Annotated in this window: 17 protein-coding genes; 10 read left to right on the top strand and 7 right to left on the bottom strand. The window is 65.1% G+C overall.

Features of this window, described 5'->3' with window-relative positions; genetic code table 11:
• Nucleotide 1: 1 nt before the first annotated feature.
• Nucleotides 2–911 (bottom strand): IS5 family transposase gene (locus ACNJ7E_RS15870; protein WP_418339763.1). Its coding sequence is split into 2 segments (ribosomal slippage): nt 2–553 and nt 555–911, totalling 909 coding nucleotides; the frame shifts between segments, so codons are not numbered across the junction.
• Between the two features lie 344 nt (nt 912–1,255).
• Here ACNJ7E_RS15870 and ACNJ7E_RS15865 point away from each other — a divergent pair.
• The 8 genes from ACNJ7E_RS15865 to ACNJ7E_RS15830 all read left to right on the top strand — a co-directional run bounded on the left by ACNJ7E_RS15865 (nt 1,256) and on the right by ACNJ7E_RS15830 (nt 8,835).
• Nucleotides 1,256–2,026, top strand: a complete 771-nt coding sequence (locus ACNJ7E_RS15865) for a nitrilase-related carbon-nitrogen hydrolase (RefSeq protein ID WP_418340354.1) — start codon at nt 1,256–1,258, stop codon at nt 2,024–2,026.
• Between the two features lie 65 nt (nt 2,027–2,091).
• Nucleotides 2,092–3,738, top strand: coding sequence for a flavin monoamine oxidase family protein (locus ACNJ7E_RS15860; RefSeq protein ID WP_418340356.1), 1,647 nt, complete (start codon nt 2,092–2,094; stop codon nt 3,736–3,738).
• Nucleotides 3,739–3,747: 9 nt separating this feature from the next.
• A complete protein-coding gene (locus ACNJ7E_RS15855; RefSeq protein ID WP_418340353.1) occupies nt 3,748–5,211 on the top strand; it encodes an amino acid permease in 1,464 nt (487 codons plus the stop codon).
• Nucleotides 5,212–5,611: 400 nt separating this feature from the next.
• Entirely contained in the window at nt 5,612–6,130 is a 519-nt protein-coding gene (locus ACNJ7E_RS15850) for an MFS transporter (RefSeq protein WP_418340352.1), read from the top strand.
• Entirely contained in the window at nt 6,127–6,981 is an 855-nt protein-coding gene (locus tag ACNJ7E_RS15845) for an MFS transporter (protein WP_418340351.1), read from the top strand. Before ACNJ7E_RS15850 ends, ACNJ7E_RS15845 begins: the two co-directional genes overlap by 4 nt.
• 29 nt (nt 6,982–7,010) lie before the next feature.
• Nucleotides 7,011–7,379, top strand: a complete 369-nt coding sequence (locus ACNJ7E_RS15840; RefSeq protein WP_418340350.1) for a RidA family protein — start codon at nt 7,011–7,013, stop codon at nt 7,377–7,379.
• A complete protein-coding gene (locus ACNJ7E_RS15835; RefSeq protein ID WP_418340349.1) occupies nt 7,376–8,047 on the top strand; it encodes an RraA family protein in 672 nt (223 codons plus the stop codon). The genes ACNJ7E_RS15840 and ACNJ7E_RS15835 overlap by 4 nt, the downstream gene beginning before the upstream one ends.
• Nucleotides 8,048–8,595: 548 nt before the next feature.
• Complete coding sequence (locus tag ACNJ7E_RS15830; protein ID WP_418340348.1) at nt 8,596–8,835, top strand: helix-turn-helix domain-containing protein; 240 nt, start codon at nt 8,596–8,598, stop codon at nt 8,833–8,835.
• Nucleotides 8,836–8,940: 105 nt separating this feature from the next.
• Here the strand turns inward: ACNJ7E_RS15830 and ACNJ7E_RS15825 are convergent, their stop codons facing one another.
• The 4 genes from ACNJ7E_RS15825 to gabT form a co-directional block, all read right to left on the bottom strand.
• Entirely contained in the window at nt 8,941–9,828 is an 888-nt protein-coding gene (locus tag ACNJ7E_RS15825; protein WP_418340347.1) for an HpcH/HpaI aldolase/citrate lyase family protein, read from the bottom strand.
• A gap of 123 nt (nt 9,829–9,951) precedes the next feature.
• Nucleotides 9,952–13,017, bottom strand: a complete 3,066-nt coding sequence (locus tag ACNJ7E_RS15820; RefSeq protein ID WP_418340346.1) for an NAD-glutamate dehydrogenase domain-containing protein — start codon at nt 13,015–13,017, stop codon at nt 9,952–9,954.
• Nucleotides 13,018–13,072: 55 nt separating this feature from the next.
• Nucleotides 13,073–14,527, bottom strand: a complete 1,455-nt coding sequence (locus tag ACNJ7E_RS15815) for an NAD-dependent succinate-semialdehyde dehydrogenase (protein ID WP_418340345.1) — start codon at nt 14,525–14,527, stop codon at nt 13,073–13,075.
• 46 nt (nt 14,528–14,573) lie between these two features.
• A complete protein-coding gene (gene gabT, locus ACNJ7E_RS15810) occupies nt 14,574–15,920 on the bottom strand; it encodes a 4-aminobutyrate--2-oxoglutarate transaminase (protein ID WP_418340344.1) in 1,347 nt (448 codons plus the stop codon).
• Nucleotides 15,921–16,094: 174 nt separating this feature from the next.
• On the opposite strand from gabT, the gene ACNJ7E_RS15805 reads away from it, so the two are divergent.
• Nucleotides 16,095–17,600, top strand: a complete 1,506-nt coding sequence (locus ACNJ7E_RS15805; RefSeq protein ID WP_418340343.1) for a PucR family transcriptional regulator — start codon at nt 16,095–16,097, stop codon at nt 17,598–17,600.
• 207 nt (nt 17,601–17,807) lie between these two features.
• Here the strand turns inward: ACNJ7E_RS15805 and ACNJ7E_RS15800 are convergent, their stop codons facing one another.
• Both ACNJ7E_RS15800 and ACNJ7E_RS15795 read right to left on the bottom strand, forming a co-directional pair.
• Nucleotides 17,808–18,554: an alpha/beta fold hydrolase gene (locus tag ACNJ7E_RS15800; protein ID WP_418340342.1), complete on the bottom strand. Its 747-nt coding sequence runs from the start codon at nt 18,552–18,554 to the stop codon at nt 17,808–17,810.
• Nucleotides 18,555–19,114: 560 nt separating this feature from the next.
• Nucleotides 19,115–19,456, bottom strand: coding sequence for a metallopeptidase family protein (locus ACNJ7E_RS15795; protein WP_418340341.1), 342 nt, complete (start codon nt 19,454–19,456; stop codon nt 19,115–19,117).
• A gap of 552 nt (nt 19,457–20,008) precedes the next feature.
• On the opposite strand from ACNJ7E_RS15795, the gene ACNJ7E_RS15790 reads away from it, so the two are divergent.
• Complete coding sequence (locus ACNJ7E_RS15790; RefSeq protein WP_418340355.1) at nt 20,009–20,791, top strand: DUF3109 family protein; 783 nt, start codon at nt 20,009–20,011, stop codon at nt 20,789–20,791.
• Nucleotides 20,792–21,280: the final 489 nt, after the last annotated feature.

Genomic DNA, 21,280 nt, shown 5'->3' with positions numbered 1-21,280 from the left:
ACTAGGACATGTCTCCTAATAGTTTGAGCCACTCGACGATGCCGGCGAGCAGGAATCCGGCGCGGTAGGTGAGGGCGAGTTTGTCGTAGCGGGTGGCCACCGCACGCCACTGTTTCGCCTTGTTGAAGGCCCGTTCGACCACGTTGCGCCCCTTGTAGGACTCCGGGTCGAAGTTCGGTGGCCGCCCGCCCGCGCGGCCCTTGTTCACCCGGTTCGCTGCCTGATCGGTCTTCTCCGGGATTACCGCCTTGATGCCTCTGCTGCGCAGCAGTTCCCGGTTGGCCCGTGATGAGTACGCCTTGTCGGCCCGGACCTCGTCGGGGCGCGTGCGGTGCGCTCCGCCGGCGAGCCGCGGGACGCAAATACCCTCCAGCACGTGGGCGAACATCGGACTGTCACCGGCTTGGCCGGGGCCGACCAGCACCGACAGTGGGCGCCCGTGACCGTCGCACGCCAGGTGCGCCTTGCTGGTCAACCCGCCCCTCGACCGGCCGATGCCGTGATCGGCAGGCTCGTCACGCAGGTTCGTGTAATTCGGTAGATCCCCCTGTGTGGCGGGCGGCGTTCGCGCCGTGCTGATGGACACGGACCACCGTGGAATCGACCGATACCGCCCAGTCCAGGTTCCCGCCGGCGTCGGCCATCGCGACCAGGGCTGTCAGCACCCGATCCCAGGTTCCGTCTCCGGCGTAGCGGCGATGCCGCTTCCACACCGTCTTCCAGGGCCCGAAATGCGACGGGAGATCCCGCCAGGGCACCCCGGTCCGCAGTCGATACAGCATCCCCTCGACCACCACACGATTGTTCCGGAACTTCCGCCCCCGGAGCCCATCGGAACTGGGCAAGAGCAGCGCGAGCAACTCCCACTGCTTGTCCGTCAACACCTCAAACCGATCAACAACGTCTGCCACACCGAAGATTCTGCAGCACAACACCACAAATCATTGGGAGACACACCCTAACGCACAAACGCGCCGCCGGACCGAACGCGAGCCCGCGGCGCCGGTCCTGAGATCCATGTGGTCGGGCACGCCCTGCGTCGAAGTCGTGAGGAGGCAATTGCTCCGGGTGACAATCGTGGACCATCCGAACCCATTGTGTACAGCGGATCCGGCGAGCACCAGGAAAGTTCCGAATCGATGTGCTTTCGCCCATTTCTGCCCCGCGTTTTCGTTGACCGCTGTCATTGGATGTGGCGCAGTTCACCAGCAGACTTGAATTCACCAAGTTCCCAAACCAATTCCGGAGTTTTCCAGTGCGTATTGCCGTCCTTCAAGCAACGTCCGCGGTCGGGCACGTCGATGCGAATCTCGACACCCTCGCCGCCGCGGCCTCGGATGCGGCAGACGGCGGGGCGGACATTCTCGTCACCCCCGAACTGTTTCCCACGGGATACGCGCCGGCCAGGATTCACCACCTCGACGGTGCTCCTGTGCGACAGGCGGTCTCGAAGCTGGCGGAGAGTTATGGTATCGCTGTCGTCGCCTCTACCGTCGAACAGTCCGGTTCTGGACGGTTCATCACCGCCACCCTGTTCGGGAGTGACGGCACACAGGTGCTCCACTACCGGAAGTCGCACCTCTTCGGCCCGGAGGAGGCGCAGTTCTTCGCCGCGGGCACGGAATTGTCGCCCGTCGTTCGTTTCGGCGATCTCACAGTCGCGCTGGGGATCTGCTACGACGTCGAGTTCCCGGAGTACGTGCGCGCTCTCGCCGTCGCAGGGGCCGACCTGGTGCTCGTGCCCACGGCGGTACCCACCCGTGTGTCTTCGACATTCGACTCCGCCGCCGTGCCAAGCCTGCTCGTGCCGGCGCGCGCACTCGAGAACACGGTGGCGATCGCGTACGCCAATCAGTGCGGCACCGGGTTCGCCGGCCGCAGTTGCATCGTCGCGCCGGACGGATCCCGTGCGGCGCAGGCCGGGGACGAGGCGAAGCTGATCTTCGCCGACATCACGAGCGAAGCGATTCGTGCGGCCAGAGCGGACAATCCGTACCTGCGGTCGCGCCGACTCGACTTGTACTGACGAGAAACATCTTCCGAACCGAACCACCCTGAAGGAGTAGTGTGTCTTCCTCTGCCCCGATCACGATGCTGATCCCCGATTTCCCGTTTCCCTACGACGAGTACGTTCGTCACCCCGCCGGGATCGGCTCCGTGCCGAGCGAGGCATACGGTCGCAAGGTTGCCGTCGTCGGCGCCGGCATGGCCGGACTCATCGCAGCGTACGAGCTCATGAAGATGGGCCTCCATCCGGTGATCTACGAATCCGCGGAGATCGGCGGGCGGATGCGAGGCAAGAGATTCGGGACGGACGGGGGACCGGTAGCCGATCTCGGCGGGATGCGGTTCCCGGTGTCGGGGCAGACTTTCTTCCACTATGTCGATCTGCTCGGGTTGAACACCGCACCGTTCCCCAACCCGTTGACCGACGCGAGCTCGAGCACGGTCGTCGAGCTGGGCGGTAAGGCGCACTACGCCCACACTCCGGACGAGCTGCCCGAATTCTTCCACGACGTCTCCGCGGCATGGAGTGACTGCCTCGAGGAGCGGGCCGCCTTCACGGAGATGCAGACCGCAATCCGAGACCGCGACCTGAAGAAGATCAAGCGCATCTGGAACGAGCTGGTGCCTGCGTTCGACGGCATGTCCTTCTACGGATACCTCGAATCGTCGAAAGCCTTCTCCACACTGCCCTTCGAATATCGGGAGGCGTTCGGGCAAGTCGGATTCGGCACCGGCGGATGGGATACCAACTTCCCGGACTCGATGCTCGAGGTCCTGCGTGTCGTCTACGTCGACGCGGACGCGCACCAGCAGCGCATCCTGGGCGGCGCCGATCAGGTACCGCACGGACTGTGGAACCACGCTCCCGCAGACCTCGTCCACTGGCCGGACGGAACAACTCTTGCCTCCCTCCACAGCGGATCACCCCGGTCCGGGGTGCAGCGGATCAGGCGCGACCGTACGCCCAGCGGTGGTCCCGGCCGGATCGCGATCATGGATCGGTGGGGAAACGAAGAGTCGTACGACGCGGCCGTCGTCACCTGTCAGTCGTGGCTGCTGTCGGCCCGTATCGAGTGCAGTGAAGAGCTGTTCAGCCAGAAGCTCTGGATGGCAATCGAACGTAGCCATTACATGCAGGCCTCGAAGACGTTCGTGATGGTGGATCGTCCGTTCTGGAAGGACGTCGATCCCGAGACGGGTCGCGACGTCATGAGCACGACCCTCACCGACCGCATCACCCGCGGCACGTATCTGCTCGACGACGGACCGGACAAGCCGGCGTTGATCTGCCTGTCGTACACCTGGAACGACGACTCCCTCAAGTGGATGCCACTCGACGCCGACGAGCGCGTGAAGATGATGCTGCACTCGCTCGCCCAGATCTACCCCGGTGTCGATATCGCCTCGCACATCATCGGCGAACCGGTCACCGTCTCGTGGGAGGCGGATCCCCATTTCATGGGTGCCTTCAGCGACAACCTGCCCGGGCACTACCGCTACCAGGAGCGGTTGTTCACACACTTCGAACAGTCGGACTTCGAACCCGGGCACAAGGGGATCTATCTCGCCGGTGACGACATTTCGTTCACCGGTGGGTGGGCGGAAGGCGCCGTCACCACCGGCCTCAACGCGGTGTGGGGGGTCATGAATCAGTTCGGTGGAACCACGCCGCCGTCGAATCCCGGCCCCGGTGACCTTTTCGACTCGATCAAACCTGTTCGACTGGACTAGGAGAGCACTGTGAGTACGAGCCATTCACCCGAATCGCCTGCGGTACACATTCCGTCGGACTCCTCGGCACGCCTGTCGCACGAGGGGGACGGCGACTACAAGAAGGACCTCAAGACCCGGCAGATCCGGATGATCGCGATCGGCGGCGCGATCGGGACGGGACTGTTTCTCGGAGCCGGCGGCCGCCTCGCCTCGGCCGGGCCCGCCCTGGTGGTCGTGTACGCGGTCACCGGCTTCTTCGCCTTCCTGATGCTGCGCGCGATGGGCGAGCTGGTGCTCCATCGGCCGACGTCCGGATCCTTCGTGTCGTATGCCCGGGAGTTCTACGGCGAGAAGATGGCATTCGTCGCCGGGTGGATGTACTGGATGCTGTGGGCGATCACCTCGATCGTCGACGTCACCGCCGCCGCGATCTACGTCCACTACTGGCATTTCTTCACCTCGGTTCCGCAGTGGGTGCTCGCGTTGGGTGCGTTGGCGATCGTCCTGTTCGTCAACCTGTTGTCCGTCAAAGTCTTCGGGGAACTCGAGTTCTGGTTCGCGATCATCAAAGTCGTCGCGCTCGTCTCGTTCCTGGTGATCGGCGGGATCGTCGTCGCGCTCCGCTTCCCCGTCGACGGTCACGCGACCGGCTTCGCGCTCATCTCGGACAACGGTGGATGGCTCCCGAACGGCATGCTTCCCCTGGTCATCGTGATCGTCGGTGTCACGTTCGCCTACTCCGGCATCGAACTGGTCGGCATCGCAGCGGGAGAGACACCGAATCCCGCCAAGATCATGCCGCGCGCGATCAACAGTGTGATCGTCCGCATCATGGTGTTCTACGTCGGTGCCGTGCTGCTGCTCGTCCTGCTCCTGCCGTACACCGACTACAGCCCGACGCAGAGCCCGTTCGTCACGTTCTTCACCCAGCTGGGCATACCGGGCGCCGGCAACGTCATGAACTTCGTGGTGCTGACCGCAGCGCTGTCCAGTCTGAATGCTGGACTGTACTCGACGGGCAGAGTCCTGCGGTCGATGGCGATGAGCGGGACGGCACCACGGTTCACCGCTCGCATGAGCAGCTCCGGCGTGCCCTACGGGGGAATCCTCCTCACAGCGGTGGTGACGCTGATCGGGGTGGGACTGAACTACATCGTCCCCGATCACGCTTTCGAGATCGCGATCAACGTCTCCTCGCTCGGCACGCTGACGACGTGGGCGGTGATCGTGCTGTGTCAGATGAAGTTGCACCGGTGGGCGACTCGAGGGGTGGCGGAACGCCCGGCGTTCAGAATGCCGTTCGCCCCGTACTCGTCGTACGCGACGCTGGTGTTCGTCGCGGCGGTCCTTGTTCTCATGGCGCTCGACCATCCGGTCGGGACGTACACGGTCGCGTCGGTTGTCGTCGTGATCCCGGCACTGATCGCGGGCTGGTTCGCCGTTCGGCACCGAGTGCGGGTGCTCGCGGGTCGGCAGTCGACACACCGGTGATCGATGTACCGACTGTGCCCACCGGTGCCCCCACTCCGCACGCGTACCTCGCGGCAACCGGGGCATCGGCGGTGCGGTGCGAGTCCTGGCAGTGCGTGCGGACAGATGTTTCCAGCAGATGTCACGATCGTCACCTCGCTTCACACCCGGGAGCGCCAGGGCACCTGGCGGCCAGTCGTTCTCTGCGAGAACGGCTCCCGGATCGCTGCATTGCCGCCACGCGGGCTCAATGTGTCACGGCCGCACCGAGGTGGACCGGGAGGTGGGAATCTGCCCACCGGGAAGCTGTAAACGGTGTGTGTTTCCCTATTGAAGGTGTCTCCTGTCACAGCGGATAGTTGATGTCATCGGGAGTGGTCAGCTACCCGGCACTCTTTCCCAGCCGTTCTTTGGAGAACCCATGGCTCAATCTGCAGTCGGCGGCCCGGCGTCGCAAGATATCAAGAGCAAGATGCGCAAGATCGCGACGGCCAGTGTTATCGGCACAACCGTCGAGTGGTACGACCTCTTCGTCTTTGCCACGGCCTCGGCCCTGGTCTTCAACAAGATCTTCTTCCCGAGCTTCGACGCGCTCGTCGGAACCATGTTGGCCTTCGGCACGTTTGCCGCTGCGTACGTCGCCCGGATCGTCGGCGCCGCTCTGTTCGGCCACTTCGGTGACAAATTGGGCCGGAAGTCCATGTTGCTGATCTCTCTGATCACCATGGGTGCGGCAACCTTCGCGATCGGACTGTTACCCACCTACTCGGCGATCGGCATCATGGCCCCGATCCTGCTGTTGACTCTTCGGGTCATCCAGGGCCTCGCGCTCGGCGGCGAATGGGGAGGTGCGGTTCTGATGGTGGTCGAACACTCGCCCAAGACGAAACGTGGATTCTACGGCTCATTGGTCCAGGTCGGGGTTCCGGCGGAACATTGATCGCCAATCTGGTCTTCCTGATCATTGCCGCGACCTCGCCGGAGGAATTTCTCCTTACCTGGGGTTGGCGTATTCCGTTCCTGGCGAGCGCTCTCCTGGTGGCCGTCGGCCTCTACATCCGCTTGACTCTGGAGGAGACACCGTCGTTCCAGGCGGTCAAGGAAGCCGGCGCGAAAGCCAAGATTCCCTTCGTGGTTCTCATGCGCAAGTACTGGAAGCAGGTTCTGCTGGGCGGTATTGCCACCTTGTCCACCGGCACCGCGTTCAACATCATGGTGGCCTTCGGACTCACCTACGGCAAGCAGCAGCTCGGCTTCTCCAGCGACACCATGCTGCTGGCGGTTCTGATTGCGTGCGCCACAGGGCTGTTCATGATTCCGGCATTCGGCGCACTGTCCGACCGCATCGGGCGCAAACCCGTGATCATCGGCGGCATACTCGCAGAGGCTGTCGTCGCCTTCCCCATGTTCTGGATGATGGATACCAAGTCCGTCCCGATGGTGATCTTCGCCTACATCATGATGATGACCGCTTTCTCGGCCAACTACGGCCCCATCGCCACATTCTTGGCGGAGCTGTTCGGCCCCCGGGTCCGGTACTCGGGTCTGTCTATCGCGTACATGCTCTCCGGACTGCTGGGGAGTGCCGCAACCCCCGCCATCACGACGGCGCTCCTGAGTGCTACTGGCTCGGGGTCGTCCGTGGCCTGGTACATGATCGGATCGGCGGCAGTCTCGATCGTTGCTCTGCTGCTGCTGACGGAGACGCTGCGGAACAGTCTCGACTCGGCCGACGAAGCGCCGGCCGAGAATTCTCTCCCAGAGGCGGATCCTGAGCGGGTCCGGGTCTGATGCGGCGTATAGGCATAGTGTCCGGCGACGTGCTTCCGGTCGGACCGTTCTCTCATGCAGTGGTGGCCAACGGGTTCGTGTTCACCTCGGGTCAGCTTCCCGCCATCTCGAACCTCGGCGATCAGCCGGATGCCTTCGACAACAAGGTGCGTCAGACTCTGGCCAATCTGGAGGCGACGCTGCGTGAGGCCGGATCTTCCCTGCAGAACGTGGTCAAGGTGAACACCTACCTCACCGACCCGGGGCAGTTGGAACCGTACAACGCTGTCTATTCGGAGTTCTTCGGGAGCGACCTGCCCGCCCGAACCACTGTGTGCGTCGATATCTTCGGAATCGCCCTGGAGATCGAGTGCGTGGCCGTCCTCGCCGAGAACTCGATCCCGGAAGGAACATCATGACTCGAGCTCAATCGTCCACTCCGCAGCAGATGCTGCCCCCCTCGTCGGCGCTGCTGGCCAAGCTTCACCGGGTCAGCTTTCCGACCATCGGGCACTACCTCGAAGAGGGGTTCGTGGATCCGGCCATCCGTTCTCTTCTCTCCGATGTGCGTGTGGTGGGCCGCGCACTGACGGTGCGCATTGCGGATGCGGATGCGGTGGCGATGAATCACGCATTGAATGCCCTGACACCAGGTGACGTGCTGATCGTCGACATGGGAGGCGACGCGGCTCACGCTTCGGTCGGAGCTGTCACCTCCTGCGCGGCACTTGCCGCCGGCGCGGTGGGAATCGTCGTCGACGGAGTGGTAACCGACATCGTCGAACTGCGGCAGGGTCGTCTGCCGGTATTTTCCCGCGGCACTTCGATTCTCACCACCAAGAGGTATGACGGCGACAACAGCGCGATCAACGTACCGGTCATGATCGGCGGTGTTTCCGTCAACCCTGGTGACATCGTCCTCGCCGACGACAACGGTGTCCTGGTCCTGACCCCGGACGGTGCGGCAGATGTTGTCGACCTGGCCCTCGCGTCCGACGCTGCCGAACCGGACATCCTTGCCCGTATCCGGGCCGGTGAACCCCTCGCCGATGTGCTCTATATGGGCGGCACGACAAGCAGGTCGTGAAGAAACCACCGCGTTAGATCTGTATGGATGTCGATGACGATCAGCGGGGAGCAGGTGCATTGGTGATCGGACATCCAACCATCACCACCGATGCAGTGGCGCCGGATGTGTACTTCGCGGCTGCGGCAGGTACCGATGGTTCGGTTCGCGTTCTCGGTGTTCACACCGGTGGTCTGTCGGCAGCCGACCTCGAGCTCGTGAGAACGGTCCTCACCCACGAACTCGACAGGTCCGGGCGGCCACGTTTCCTCTACGAGAATGCGTCCCGAATTACCGTGTTGCTCAGCGGTGGCACCGATGTCGAAGGGTGCAGAGAGTTGCTCGCAGACCTGCCCCCTGCGATTCGCTCACGGTTGCGTATCGGGCTGAGCGCAGCGCTGCCTGTCGCTGAGGTGGCGAATGCCTCGCGGCAGGCACACGTTGCTGCGGCCGCCGCGTCGGAGGGTGCCGCGGTGTTGGACTTCGGGGAGATCGTAAGTGGCGAGCTCTTGGTGTCGACGCCGTGTCGTGAGGTACTACGAGTGGTGGGCGAGTCGACAATCGGGCGTGTGGACGATTATGACCGCGTCAACCGTACCGCCCTGTTGTCGACCCTTCGGGCGCTCCTCGAGGCGAATGGGCACCTCGCATCTGCGGCAGCGGTCCTGGGGATTCACCGCCATACTCTGCGCACCCGAGTGGCTCGAATCGAGCGCATTCTCGAGTGCTCATTGACCTCGGCGTACGTGCGTGCCGAGTTGCTGCTCGCCCTCATCGTGTGCGAGTACCCGAGACGGCCCGCTCCGTGACGGACCCGCTGACGGGCCGACTGTTCCGTCGGCCCGTCAGCGTGATCGGCCACTCGAGGTGTTCTTCCCCAGTGCCCGTCGATTTCCGGCGAAGCACGCAGTGGTTCAGTGCAGCTCGGGTGCGAGGGCATTCATGCCGAATATCCGCGCCCGGTCGAGAACTCGATGGGCCCTGGCGAGCCGAGGCAGATCGCTTCCCTTTCGTGCGTTGGCGCCATCGGGTCCGAGCAGGGTGATTAGTTCTTCGGCGTCCGAGATTTCCTGATCGGTCGGGCTGAGGGCCGTGTTGATCGTGGCGGCATGTGACGCGTGTAAGCACATGCGGCCGGTCATACCCAGACCGGCCGCATACTCGGTTTCGTCGACGGTGAGGATCTGGTCATCGGGCACTGTCGGCCCGTCTATCGGGGCGGGCAGACCCGCCGCGCGACTCACCACGACCAGCCGAGAACGCGCGTACGTCAGGGCGTTACGGTCGGTGCCCGCTCCGACGTCCATGCGGAAGTCTCCGCTTCCGAAGGCCAGCCGACCCACCCGCGGGTGTGTGGCGATCGTTCCTGCAGCTTCGAGACCTACGGCGGACTCGATGAAGGCAATGACCGGTGTGGTGGCACGAAGTCTTTCGGCGATCTTGTCGACATCGCTCGCCGAGTCGGTTTTGGCCAGCATGACGCCGAGAAGACCTGGTGAATCACGGAGTGCCGCGACGTCGTTCTTCCAGAACTCGGTGGTGACGTCGTTGATACGGATCCACGCGCGTCGATGGTGAAGCGCGTTCACGACCTGAGTGCGTGCGGCGGGCTTCTTGGCGGGAGGTACGGCGTCGTCCAGGTCGAGGATATCGACGTCGGCGCCGGATCCCATCGACTGCGGCAGGTCGGATGCTCCGGAGATCAGGAACCAGGATCGTGCCACGGTGTAGGGCAATTCCTGGCTCCGCCCACCACTCACCGATTCGTCCGTCCAGGTATCGATGTTGTTACTCGATCGCACTTTTCACACTTCCATTGTTCGTTCACGTTGACCGCAGGCAACCGTCGCGATCGGCACCTGGATTCGTGGGGATGCAGAGCGGCCGGCGGAACCGCGTGTCGCGGATCCGCCGGCCGAATTCGTTCAGTTGTCGAGAGCGCGCAGCGCGGCGGTGACGGCGCAGGTTTTCGCCAGGTCGACCTCGCCGTCCCCGCGAACCGCATCCACGACGAGTTCGAAGCGATGCAGATCGTGCGAATGGGCCTCGCACCACGCAGCGACTGCGTTCCCCGTCGCCGTGCCGTCGTCACGCAGCACCCGGACTGTCAGCGCATGGTGCAGGTCGGACAGGTCGTCGTGCACCGCCGCCGCGGCCAGCACGTCCCAGTGGGTGGTACCCGTGCGATCCGACAATGCGTCGACCACCCAGCCGATGCCGAGTCGCTGCCCGAGTTCGTGGTGCACCTCGGCTACCCGCTCCACCGAGATTCCCAGTAGGTCCGCGGTGTCCGTGAACTGGAGCGCACCGGGAAGATCTGCATCGAGCGGGCGTTCGCGCCGGGGGAGTTCGACGAGCTTGCGGACCGAATCGGCAAACCGGTCTATCTCCCTCTCCGGCACCACGGTTCCCCGTCGTCGGCGCAACAGCCACGAGACGGCGTGTTCGATCAACCAGCTGGTGTCGAGTAGCGACTCCGGTCGTTCGATGCCGGTGCCCGGACCCTCGAGTGCCCGTTCCCACAGCGCATCCAGTTCGTAGATTGCGCTCACGGCAGCGTATGCGGAAGCGGCTTCCGACGTGGTGATTCCGAAGCGCTCCTGTAGCCAGAAGATGGCCCCCGGGCCCACGCGGTTGATCAACTCGTCGGCGATCGACGTCGCGATGATCTCCCGTCGCAAGGGATGGGCGGCGATCTGAGCGGCAACGTTCTCGGTGATGGCGTCCGGAAAATACCCGGTGAGGCGCGCAGCGAATACTTCGTCGTCCGGCACGGTGGAGGCGAGCAGTTCCTGGGAGACCAGATTCTTCGACTGCGCAAGGAGAATCGCGATCTCCGGTCGTGTGAGTCCGTGCCCGGAGGTCGCGCGGCGCTTCAGTTCCGCGGGCGAGGGCAGTCCCTCGGTGCGTGGATTGATGCCGCCGACCTTTTCGAGGTTGCCGATCAACCGGACGTGCCTGTCGAGGAGATGGCGGGCTTGCGCGGAGGCGAGGCTGATGGCCAGGATCTGGCTCGCGCTGTCGTCGAGTACCCGCGCGGCGACGTCGTCGGCGACCTGCGCCAGCAGGGACTTCCGTCGTTCCGCCGAGAGGGTGCCTGCTCGCACCGCTGCGTCGAGCGCGATCTTGATGTTCACCTCGAAATCCGAGGTGGCGACTCCCGCTGCGTTGTCGATGAAGTCTGCGTTGATGCGCCCGCCATCCCCCGCATAGTCGATTCTGGCCTGCTGCGTCAACCCGAGGTTGCCGCCTTCGCCTATGACCGCGCACCGGAGTTCCCCTGCCGACACCCGTACGCGGTCGTTGGCCGGATCCTGAGCGTCGACGTCGGTCTCGCTCGCGGCCCGGACGTAGGTGCCGATGCCGCCGTTCCAGAGCAGGTCGACCGGTGCGCGCAGCAACGCCTGGATCAGCTCGTCGGGGTCGAGCGACGAGGACTCGATGCCGAGGCGCGCCCGCACCTGAGGTGACAGGGTGATCGATTTCGCCGACCGAGACCACACGCCGCCACCGGTCGAGATCTTCTCGCGGTCGTAGTCCGTCCAGGACGACGTCGGCAGTCCGAAGAGGCGCTCGCGTTCGCGGTACGACACGGCGGTATCGGGGTCGGGATCGAGGAAGATGTGCCGGTGGTCGAATGCACCGACGAGCGTGATGTTCCGCGACAGCAGCATCCCGTTGCCGAACACGTCGCCGGACATGTCGCCGATACCGACGACCGAGAACTCGTCGGTGTCGATGTCGTGGCCCGCCTCCGCGAAGTGCCTTTCGACGGACAGCCACGCTCCGCGCGCGGTGATGCCCATGGCCTTGTGGTCGTATCCAGCCGAGCCGCCCGACGCGAACGCGTCGCCGAGCCAGAAGTCGTACTCCGCCGCAATGCTGTTCGCCAGATCCGAGAAGGTGGCGGTGCCCTTGTCCGCGGCGACGACGAGGTACGCGTCGTCGCCGTCGAGGCACAGAGTGTCGGCCGGATGGACGACGGCACCATCGACGATGTTGTCGGTGATGTCGAGGAGCCCGCGGATGAAGGTCGCGTATCCCGCCCGCGCCGGCGTGTCGGCCGAACGAACGACGAACGCCCCCTTGGCTCCCATCGGGACGATAGGAGCGTTCTTGACCGACTGGGTCTTCATCAGACCCAGTACTTCGGTCCGGAAATCCTCGTTACGGTTCGACCAGCGCAGACCACCGCGTGCTACAGCACCGCTTCGGACATGGATCCCTTCCACTTCGTCGGAGTGAACGAAGATTTCACGAAAGGGAACTACGCGCCCCCGCGTCGCCAACCGGCCGGAATCGATCTTGAAGGAGAGGTACGGCTTCGGCTGTCCCTGTGCGTCGCGCTGGAACCAGTTGGTGCGCACGACGGCCAGGACGAACGCCTGGAGGGCTCGTCGGATCCTGTCCTCGTCGAGGGTGGTCGCGCTGTCGACCAGGTCGGTCAGCGCGGCGTTCGCCCTCTCCGGGTCGCCGGTCCGAGCCGGGTCGAGCCGTGCCTGGAAGAGCGTGACCAGGGCACGGACGAAGTCGGGATTACTCGCCAGCGAGTCGACGAGATAGGTCTCGGAGAATCCGAGTTGGGTCTGCCGGAGAAAGCGGCACATCGCACGGACGAGCACGGCCTCGCGCCAGTCGATTCCCGCAGTCGCGACGAGGCGGGCGTACTGATCGATTCTCCACCGGCCCGCCGAGCCTGCCTCGAACGCCGTCGCGATGTGATTCAGCACCGGGGCGGAGAAGGACGATCCCGCGAATGCGAACTCGTGCACCGATCCGGGGCCCTCGGCGCCGTCGGTGGAAACCTGGCGATGCGCTGCGGTGCGGAGACCGAAGCTTTCGAACATCGCGCACACATCGACCAGTAGGGGTTCCGTCGCGGGCCACCCCACCACCGCCGCCATGCCGGCGGTGGTGTGCTCGAACGTGACCTGTGGATGTCCTGACGCCGTGGGTGAATAGTCGACTGTGGTGTCGGTCTGGAGAGTCATCGTCGTGTCCTCATCATCGAAGTGCCGGTGCGTGTGACGTTGCGGGGTTGCCCGGCTAACGGAGTGCGATGTACTTGATCTCGAGGTATTCCTCGATGCCTTCGCTACCGCTCTCACGGCCGAGCCCCGATTCCTTCACCCCTCCGAACGGTGCCGCGACATCGGAGATGATGCCCCGGTTGACGCCGACCATCCCGGACTCGAGTGCGCTGGACACCCTCAGCGCACGGTCGAGGTTTTCGGTGTAGATGTACGCAGCCAGACCGAATTCGGTGTCGTTGGCTGCGGCGACGCCTTCGTCCTCGCCGTCGAACCCGATGACGGCTGCGACCGGCCCGAAGACCTCTTCCTTCAGAATCCGCGCGTCGGCCGGCACGTCGGCCAATACCGTCGGCTCGTAGAAATAGCCCTCGCCGGCGGCGTTGCAGCCGCCGGTGGTGACGACGGCGCCCTTGTCCACGGCGTCCGTCACCAACTCTGCGACACTCGACCGCTGCTTCTCGGTGATCAGCGGTCCCACCTGTGTGCCGTCGAGGTCCCCGGGCCCGACCTTCAGTGCCTTCATACGAGCGGTCAGCTTCTCGATGAACTCGGCTCGTATCGCGTTGTCGACGTGGATCCGGTTGGCGGCTGTGCACGCCTCACCGGTGTTGCGCATCTTCGCGGCCATCGCGCCCTCGACTGCCTCGTCGATGTCGGCATCGGCGAACACGACGAACGGCGCGTTGCCACCCAATTCCATCGACGTCCGCAACACCCGCGTGGCGGACTGCTGCAGCAGGATCTTTCCCACACCGGTGGAGCCGGTGAAGGTGACCTTCCGAAGTCGGTGATCGTCGAACAGCGGAGCGGTGAGCTTGGACGAACTCGACGTCGGCAGGATCGAGAGCACGCCCGCCGGAAGGCCTGCCTGCCGGAAGACCTCGCCGAGCAACAGCATCGTCAGCGGTGTTTCGGCGGCAGGCTTCACCACCATCGTGCACCCGGCCGCGAATGCCGGTGCGATCTTCCGGGTGCCCATCGCAAGAGGAAAGTTCCACGGCGTGATCGCCAGCGTGGGGCCTACCGGTTCCTTCGTGACCAGAATCCGGCCGTTGCCCGACGGTGACTGCGTGTAGCGGCCGTTGATCCGCACTGCTTCCTCGGAGAACCAGCGCAAGAATTCACCGCCGTACGTCACCTCTCCGTAGCTCTCGGTGAGAGGCTTGCCCATCTCGAGGGTCATCAGCAACGCGAAGTCGTCCCGGCGCTCGATGACCAATTCCCAGGCCCGGCGGAGTATCTCGGAACGCTCGCGAGCCGGGGTCGATGCCCATCGGGCCTGCGCCTGCGCGGCGGCGTCGAGTGCCCGCACGCCGTCCTCCGGCGTCGCGTCGGCCACCTCGATCAATACCTCGGCGGTCGCGGGATTGCGGACCGGGAACGTCTTGCCGCCGGTGGCCTGCACCTGCTCGCCACCGATCCACAGGTCGGTCGGAAGTGAGGCCAGAAGGGTCTGGGTGTCGGTCATGTGTATTTCCTTCAGGTGTCGAGGTGATCGATGGCCGCGCGTGGGATCAGCGACGCGCGTGCGCGCGAACCGCGTCTTCGAGGACGGTGAGGGCCTCGTCGAGTAGGTCGTCGCCGATGACCAGGGGTGGCAGCAGGCGGATGACGTTCCCGTGCGTGCCGCAGGTGAGGATGATGACTCCCTGTGACAATGCCTCGGCAGCAACCGCTTTGGTCAGTTCCGGGTCGGGTTCGGTGGTGCCGGGCCGGACGATCTCGATGGCCAGCATGGCGCCGCGACCGCGTACCTCTCCGATGACACCGACCTCTTTCGCGAATGCTTCGAGGCGCGGTTTGACGGAGTTCTCGATCTGGCGCGCCCGGGCCGGGAGGTCCCACTCGCGCATCGTGTCGATGGTGGCGAGCGCGGCCGCACAGGCCACCGGGTTTCCGCCGTAGGTTCCGCCGAGCCCTCCGGCGTGTACCGAGTCCATGAGGTCGGCGCGGCCGGTGACCGCCGACAGTGGCATGCCGCCCGCAATACCCTTTGCCAGGGTGATGAGGTCGGGAACCACGCCTTCGTGCTCGCTCGCGAACCATGCGCCGGTCCGCGCGAAGCCGGTCTGCACCTCATCGGCGATGAAGAGGACGCCGTTCTCCTTCGCCCAGGCGACCAGGGTGGGAAGGAATCCCGGCGCGGGCACGATGAAGCCGCCCTCACCCTGGATGGGCTCGTAGATGATCGCGGCCACCGAGTCGGCACCGATCTGCTTCTCGATCTGCGTGATCGCCCGGAGCGCCGCCTGCTCGCCCGTGAGGCCGGACTCGTCGCGGTACGGGTAGGACGCGGGCATGCGGTACACCTCGGGCGCGAACGGACCGAAGTGTGCCTTGTACGGCATCGACTTCGCCGTGAGTGCCATCGTGAGGTTGGTTCTACCGTGATAAGCGTGGTCGAACGCGACCACCGCTGTCCGGCCGGTTGCGAGTCGAGCGATCTTGATTGCGTTCTCGACAGCCTCCGCACCGGAGTTGAACAGCACCGAACGCTTCTCGTGGTCTCCCGGCGTCAGTGCGGCGAGTTCCTCGGCGACCCGGACGTACCCCTCGTAGGGGGTCACCATGAAACAGGTGTGGGTGAAGCGTTGCGCCTGCTCGGCCACTGCGGCCGCTACGGCGGGGTTCGATGCGCCGACGCTGGTCACGGCGATGCCGGCGCCGAGATCGATCAGGGAGTTACCGTCCGCGTCGACGACGACTCCACCGTCCGCGTCGACTGCGTAGACGGGCACCGAGGAACCGACACCTGCAGCGACGAAGTTCTTGCGCCGGGCTGCGATCTCGGCGGAACGCGGGCCGGGAAGCGCGGTGGCGAGGTGTCTCTTCTGGGCGAGTCGATAGGTGAAGTCGGTCATGAATGCTCCCATAGGCGTTGAGGAACCCGACGATGACGGCCGATCCAGTGGGCTCGGCTTTCACGCATCTCCGGTCGATGTCTTCAGCAAGTGTTGCGTCGAGCGCCACCAACGAATAGTGGCCAAACTGGGCAGAGCGGCTTCACTGATGCGCCAGAATGGCACACTGGGTGCATGCCGATCACAGTCCGCCAGCTCTGCGACACCCAAGCGTTCAACCTGACCGTTCGGGCCGGCGAGGAGCACCTCGAACGCGAGCTGAGCTGGGCGCACGTCTCCGAACTGGAAGATCCCACGGCCTTCCTCAGCGGGGGTGAACTCCTACTCACCACGGGGGTGTCGCTACCCGCCGACGCCGAGGCCATAGGGGAGCGGGTGCGGCGACTGGTTGCGGCGGGTGTCGCGGCCGTGGGGTTCGGCGTCGGACTGCGCTTCGACACCGTCCCGGACGCATTTGTCGCGGCGGCCCGCGCCGAACAGCTCCCCTTGGTGGAAGTACCCCTCGCAGTTCCGTTCATCGTCTTGGAAAAGGCTGTATCGCAGGCGCTCTCGTCCGACGATCACGCCCGGTTACAGCGGACGCATCAGCAGCAGCGTCGGCTGATTCATGCGACGCTGGCGGCGGACGGTGCGAGGACCCTCGTGCGGCGCACGGCGGAACTCATCGGCGGCTGGGCCGCGCTGCTCGACGCCGCAGGGCACGTCGTGCACAGCTCGCACCGCACCGTGCGTGGAGCGGTGAACCGCACTGCACCGCAACGCATCGCACGCCCGGGCGAAGTGGTGTTCTCGTCCGAGGGCGGCGAGGACATCATCTCTCAGCCCCTCGCGGCCGTGGACGGCAGAGTGCTCGGGTATCTCGTTGCGGGACGTCAGGGCGTGGTCGGATCGCTGGACCACGGGGTCGTGACGGTTGCAGCTTCCCTCCTGACGTTGTTCGTGCGCAGAACCGACGAGACCCAGCGGGCACTCGCTCGCGCTCGAGCCGCGGCCCTTCGACTCCTGATCGCCGGTCAGATGGCCGCGACCCGGGAGGTTTCCCGGGATCTTTGGGGCGGGTTTCCCTCCGAACCGGTCAAGGTGATCACGGCGGTGGGTTCGCAGAGTGGGTTGAACAGCGCGATCGCGGTCCTCGACACCGGGCCGAGCGGGGCAGCCATCTTCGGCCGGGTCGAAGGCCACCTGCTGGTAGTGGTCTCCGAAGCCTCAGTCGAAGAGTCGGTTTCGAGGCTCGTCACGGTTTCCGACCTCCGGCTGGGAATCTCGGAGAACGCGTGGTGGGACGAGTTCGCCCGCGCCCGCCGCGAGAGCCGGCAGGCTGCGGACGAAGCCGCGCAGCGCAACGAGGGGGCGCTGCACTTCGCTCAACTCGGCGGTGAGGGCCTCGCCTCGTACCTCGACAGGTACCGTGCGCGATCCTATGCGGAGAACCATCTCTCGGTATTGCAGGACGCCGGAGGCCCGGGACGGGAGGGAAGCCTCTGTCGAACCCTGCGTTCATGGCTGACTCACAACGGTCAAACCGACCCCGCGGCCAAGGACCTCGGAATTCACCGACACACCTTGCGGCGACGTCTCGATCGAATCGAGAACCTTCTGGGCGTCTCACTGAACTCGCCCACCACCCGCGCCGAACTGTGGCTCGAGCTCGAACTACTCGGGGAGAACACGAACCCGTAGCTCGAGAACCCCGGATCGCGCCCATGTCGGAGGGTCCCCCGACGATTGTCGCAATGTGTCGATCTCGTTTGTCGTGACGCTCTGAACTGCGCGTTCGACAACATTGTTATGCCGACCGATTGGACGATCTCCTCCATCCGCCCGGGTCGACATACCGAGCAGATAGCTGATTGCCACGACCTGTTGCTGATCGTCATCTTCTGGGTATCACTCTCGTCCCACTCCTGCCCAGAAGTCATTGATGGTCGCGGCGCCCCGTTGTGGGTCTTGCGTGAACCACCAGTGGCCGAGTCCGTCGAGCTCTGCGATCTCAGCACCGGCGCGCGCGCTTGCGCGGCGACGCTGCTCGTCGGGGGCGTAGGAGTCCTCGGTGGCGATGATCGACAGGCCTGGCCGCGCGGCGGCTCGCTCGAGATTGCGGCCTAGCTCGGCCATGGTCGGCTGGGCGGCGTCGCGGTACAGGCGAAGGATGCACTCGCCCATGGCGGCGTTCTGCCCCTCCGCGACAGGTAAGGCAACGTCTTGGTGCATTCCCTTCTTTGCCAGTGCCGCAGCACGTTCGGTGACCGGCGGGTCGATCATCGCCGCTATCGCCTCCTCGCCTCCCGGGGTCGCCCACACCTGCACCCGATCGGGCCACTGGAAAGCCTGGTCGAAGAGGCCGATGACGTCGCACACCCAACTGTGCACCAGTTCTGGCCGTGTCATCGCGACGTTCATCACGTGGGCACCGCCCCAGTCGTGGCCCACCAGGTGGACCGGCTGCCCGAAGCGCTCTAACTCGGTGACCAGCCAACGGCGGTACTCCTCCACCGTGGCCGTAAACCGCAGGGGAACCGGGGCACCGAAACCCGGTGGGGACAGGCGTACGACGGGTCCGCGATCGAGGAGCGGATCCAATCTGTTCCAGACGGCGGCGGTCTCGGGGTTGCCGTGGACGAGGCACACAGTCACGCGCTTCCCCTTTGCATCAAACTCGAATATCGGTGGCGGCCGACAGCTGAATGACTTAGTTGGAATGGTACGCGGGGCCCCACCTTGGTGGAAGCGACGATGTAGAGGGTGGAGTTCTGCGTACTACCGGCATCGCTCACACCGTGTCAAGGGGCTAATGGTTGATTCGCGCGGCCATCGAGGCTTTTCTGACGGCACGGGACCGGGGCAGCGGCGGAGCTCAAGAGCGGGCATCGTCGTTTCAGCGTATTCCTTTTGGTCGGCCCATCAGCATTCCCCGCAACAGGGGTGGTTCACCTAGGTCGGCGGTGAAAGGTTTGGAGCTGCCAACTCCGCTGAGACTCGGCGGTCGCTTCCGTCGGATGCAAGATTTACTGCGATACCGGCAAATTATGTTGAGACCGGACAACATTCACGGGGGCCCAGCACGATACCGAATATGGGCTTTCTGCCAGGCGAGGTCTCGTATTGCCAGAAGGTCTCGAATGCTCCCCCACAACTCGACGCCGCGCGGAGCCACGTCAACCCCTGACGGCCGTGGCCGCAAGCCCCAGCGCGACTCACCATCCGAGTTCGTGTAGTCGTGCGTCGCTGATGCCGAAGTGGTGACCGACCTCATGGAGGACGGTTCGGCGCACCTGATCGACCACCTCGGCGTCGCTGCGACATATGGCGCAGGTCGCTTTGCGGTAGATCGTGATCCGGTCGGGCAACAGTCCCGCGTACCGCGTAGTGCGGTTGGTCAGCGGGACTCCCTGGTACACGCCGAGCAGACCCGGCGGACCGGAGTCGTGTCGGACGGTGACCGCCACGTTGGCAATCACTCGACCCAGCTCCGGCGGCAAGCTGTCGAGCGCCCGAACAACCATGTCCTCGAACCGCTCGTCTCCGACGTCGATCATGCCTCCATTGTCGGGCGCGCGGGGAAGGGTGGGAGGACATCGACCATGTCCTGAACGATGATCGATCGCATCCCCGAAGGAAGTGAGGTGAGCTGGGCGCCGAGGTCACTGTCGGGCACGACGTCCCTCCCCACGGGTGGGAACACCAGATGCGGGTCAGGATTCTGTGTGCGCTGACGCCAACTGCGGCCGCGGTGGCACTTCTCACCACCAGCTGACACCTTTCGGGCGCACACAATTGCGCTGCCCACACTAAGAGAGGGCGAGCAGCGACCCTAGAGGGAATGTGGGTTGGACCTCAGCGCTCGGCGCTCCCACTGGGCCGCGGGCGGCGGCGGTCTTGGGCCGTGTCATCGAACGTCGCTTCCGATGTGCGGCACTGGGACTGGGGTTGGTCGACCAAATATCACCGCGGTGGTGTCACAGGAGTGTCGGCGAGATTCGGGTCGAGTGTTGTTTGCTCCCCAGGTGGGGACCCGATCAGTCCTTGTTTGTATGTGGGTCGGCTACCGTGGGGCTGTGACAGCAGGTATTCCGGGGCCGTCGCACAAGATGACGCCGAGCCCCGAGGTTGCGCTCGACTTCGCCCGGGAATGGGTCGAGTTCCCGGATCCCGACGACGCCGAGCATCTCATCGCCGCGGACGTGACGTGGCTTCTCTCGCGCTGGACCTGCGTGTTCGGCACCCCGGCCTGCCAGGGCATCATCGCGGGCCGACCCGACGACGGCTGCTGCTCGCACGGCGCGTTCTTCTCCGACGAGGAGGATGTCGCGAGGTTGCACGAGTCGGTGAAGCTGCTCAGACCCGAGGACTGGCAGTTCATGAAGCAGGGTCTCGGGAAGAGGGGGTACATCGAGGAGGACGAGCTCGACGACGAGCCGGCGCTACGTACCCGCCGCTACAAGGGCGCATGCATCTTCCTCAACCGTCCCGGCTTCAAGGGTGGCATCGGGTGCGCGCTGCACTCGATGGCACTCGAGCGCGGCATCGAGCCGCTCGAGGTGAAGCCGGACGTGTGCTGGCAGCTGCCGATCCGGCGCACCCAGGAATGGGTGGAGCGACCCGACGGCGAGCAGATCCTGAAGACGACGATCACCGAGTACGACCGCCGCGGCTGGGGTGCGGGCGGCGAGGACCTGAACTGGTACTGCTCCGGCTCGCCGGACGCGCACGTCGGCGCCAAGGCGGTGTGGCAGTCGTATGCGCCGGAGCTCACCGAGTTGCTCGGCGAGGCCGCGTATCGCGAACTGGCGCGGCTGTGTAAGCGACGCCAGGGCCTCGGCCTGATCGCCGTGCACCCGGCGACCGCGGTCGCCGAGAAGAATTCCCGGTAAGGGAGCGGCGGTCCCTGAGGACGTCGACCCCCGGTCACTGGCCGGACTCCTCACCCGACGTGAGGGTCGGGTCTGCCGCGACGGGCGGGGGTCAGCGCGACCTGCCAGGAGCGGCTGCTGTGATCCAGGGCGGTCCCGGACGGCGCCCGACTTCAGGAGAGGGCCGACGAGACGATTGACGTCCATTTGACTGACCGCCTCCTCCCTCAGGAACCTTTCGCTGCGCAGTCGACGTACCCAGTTCCGGTCACGGCTCGCTGCGGTAGGTGCAGATCCCAGTGGCGATGGCCTGCAGCCCGGTGGGGCAGGCATCGGTCCGCGACCGCGACCGCGACCGCGAGGTGGTGCGGCGAAAGCGGCGGGGCGCCGGACGCCGGCGAAGACACCGCCCTCGTCAACACCGTGACGGTGGGCCCGACGCGGACGTCGCCAGCCTGCCTCACTTCACTGCTACGGACTTTCGGACACGGTGGCGCCGTCGGGCACCGT

It is taken from the genome of Rhodococcus mengyinensis (assembly GCF_048381435.1).
In the GTDB taxonomy this organism is placed as follows: domain Bacteria; phylum Actinomycetota; class Actinomycetes; order Mycobacteriales; family Mycobacteriaceae; genus Rhodococcus_F; species Rhodococcus_F opacus_D.
This window is presented reverse-complemented; position numbering and strand designations above follow the sequence as displayed.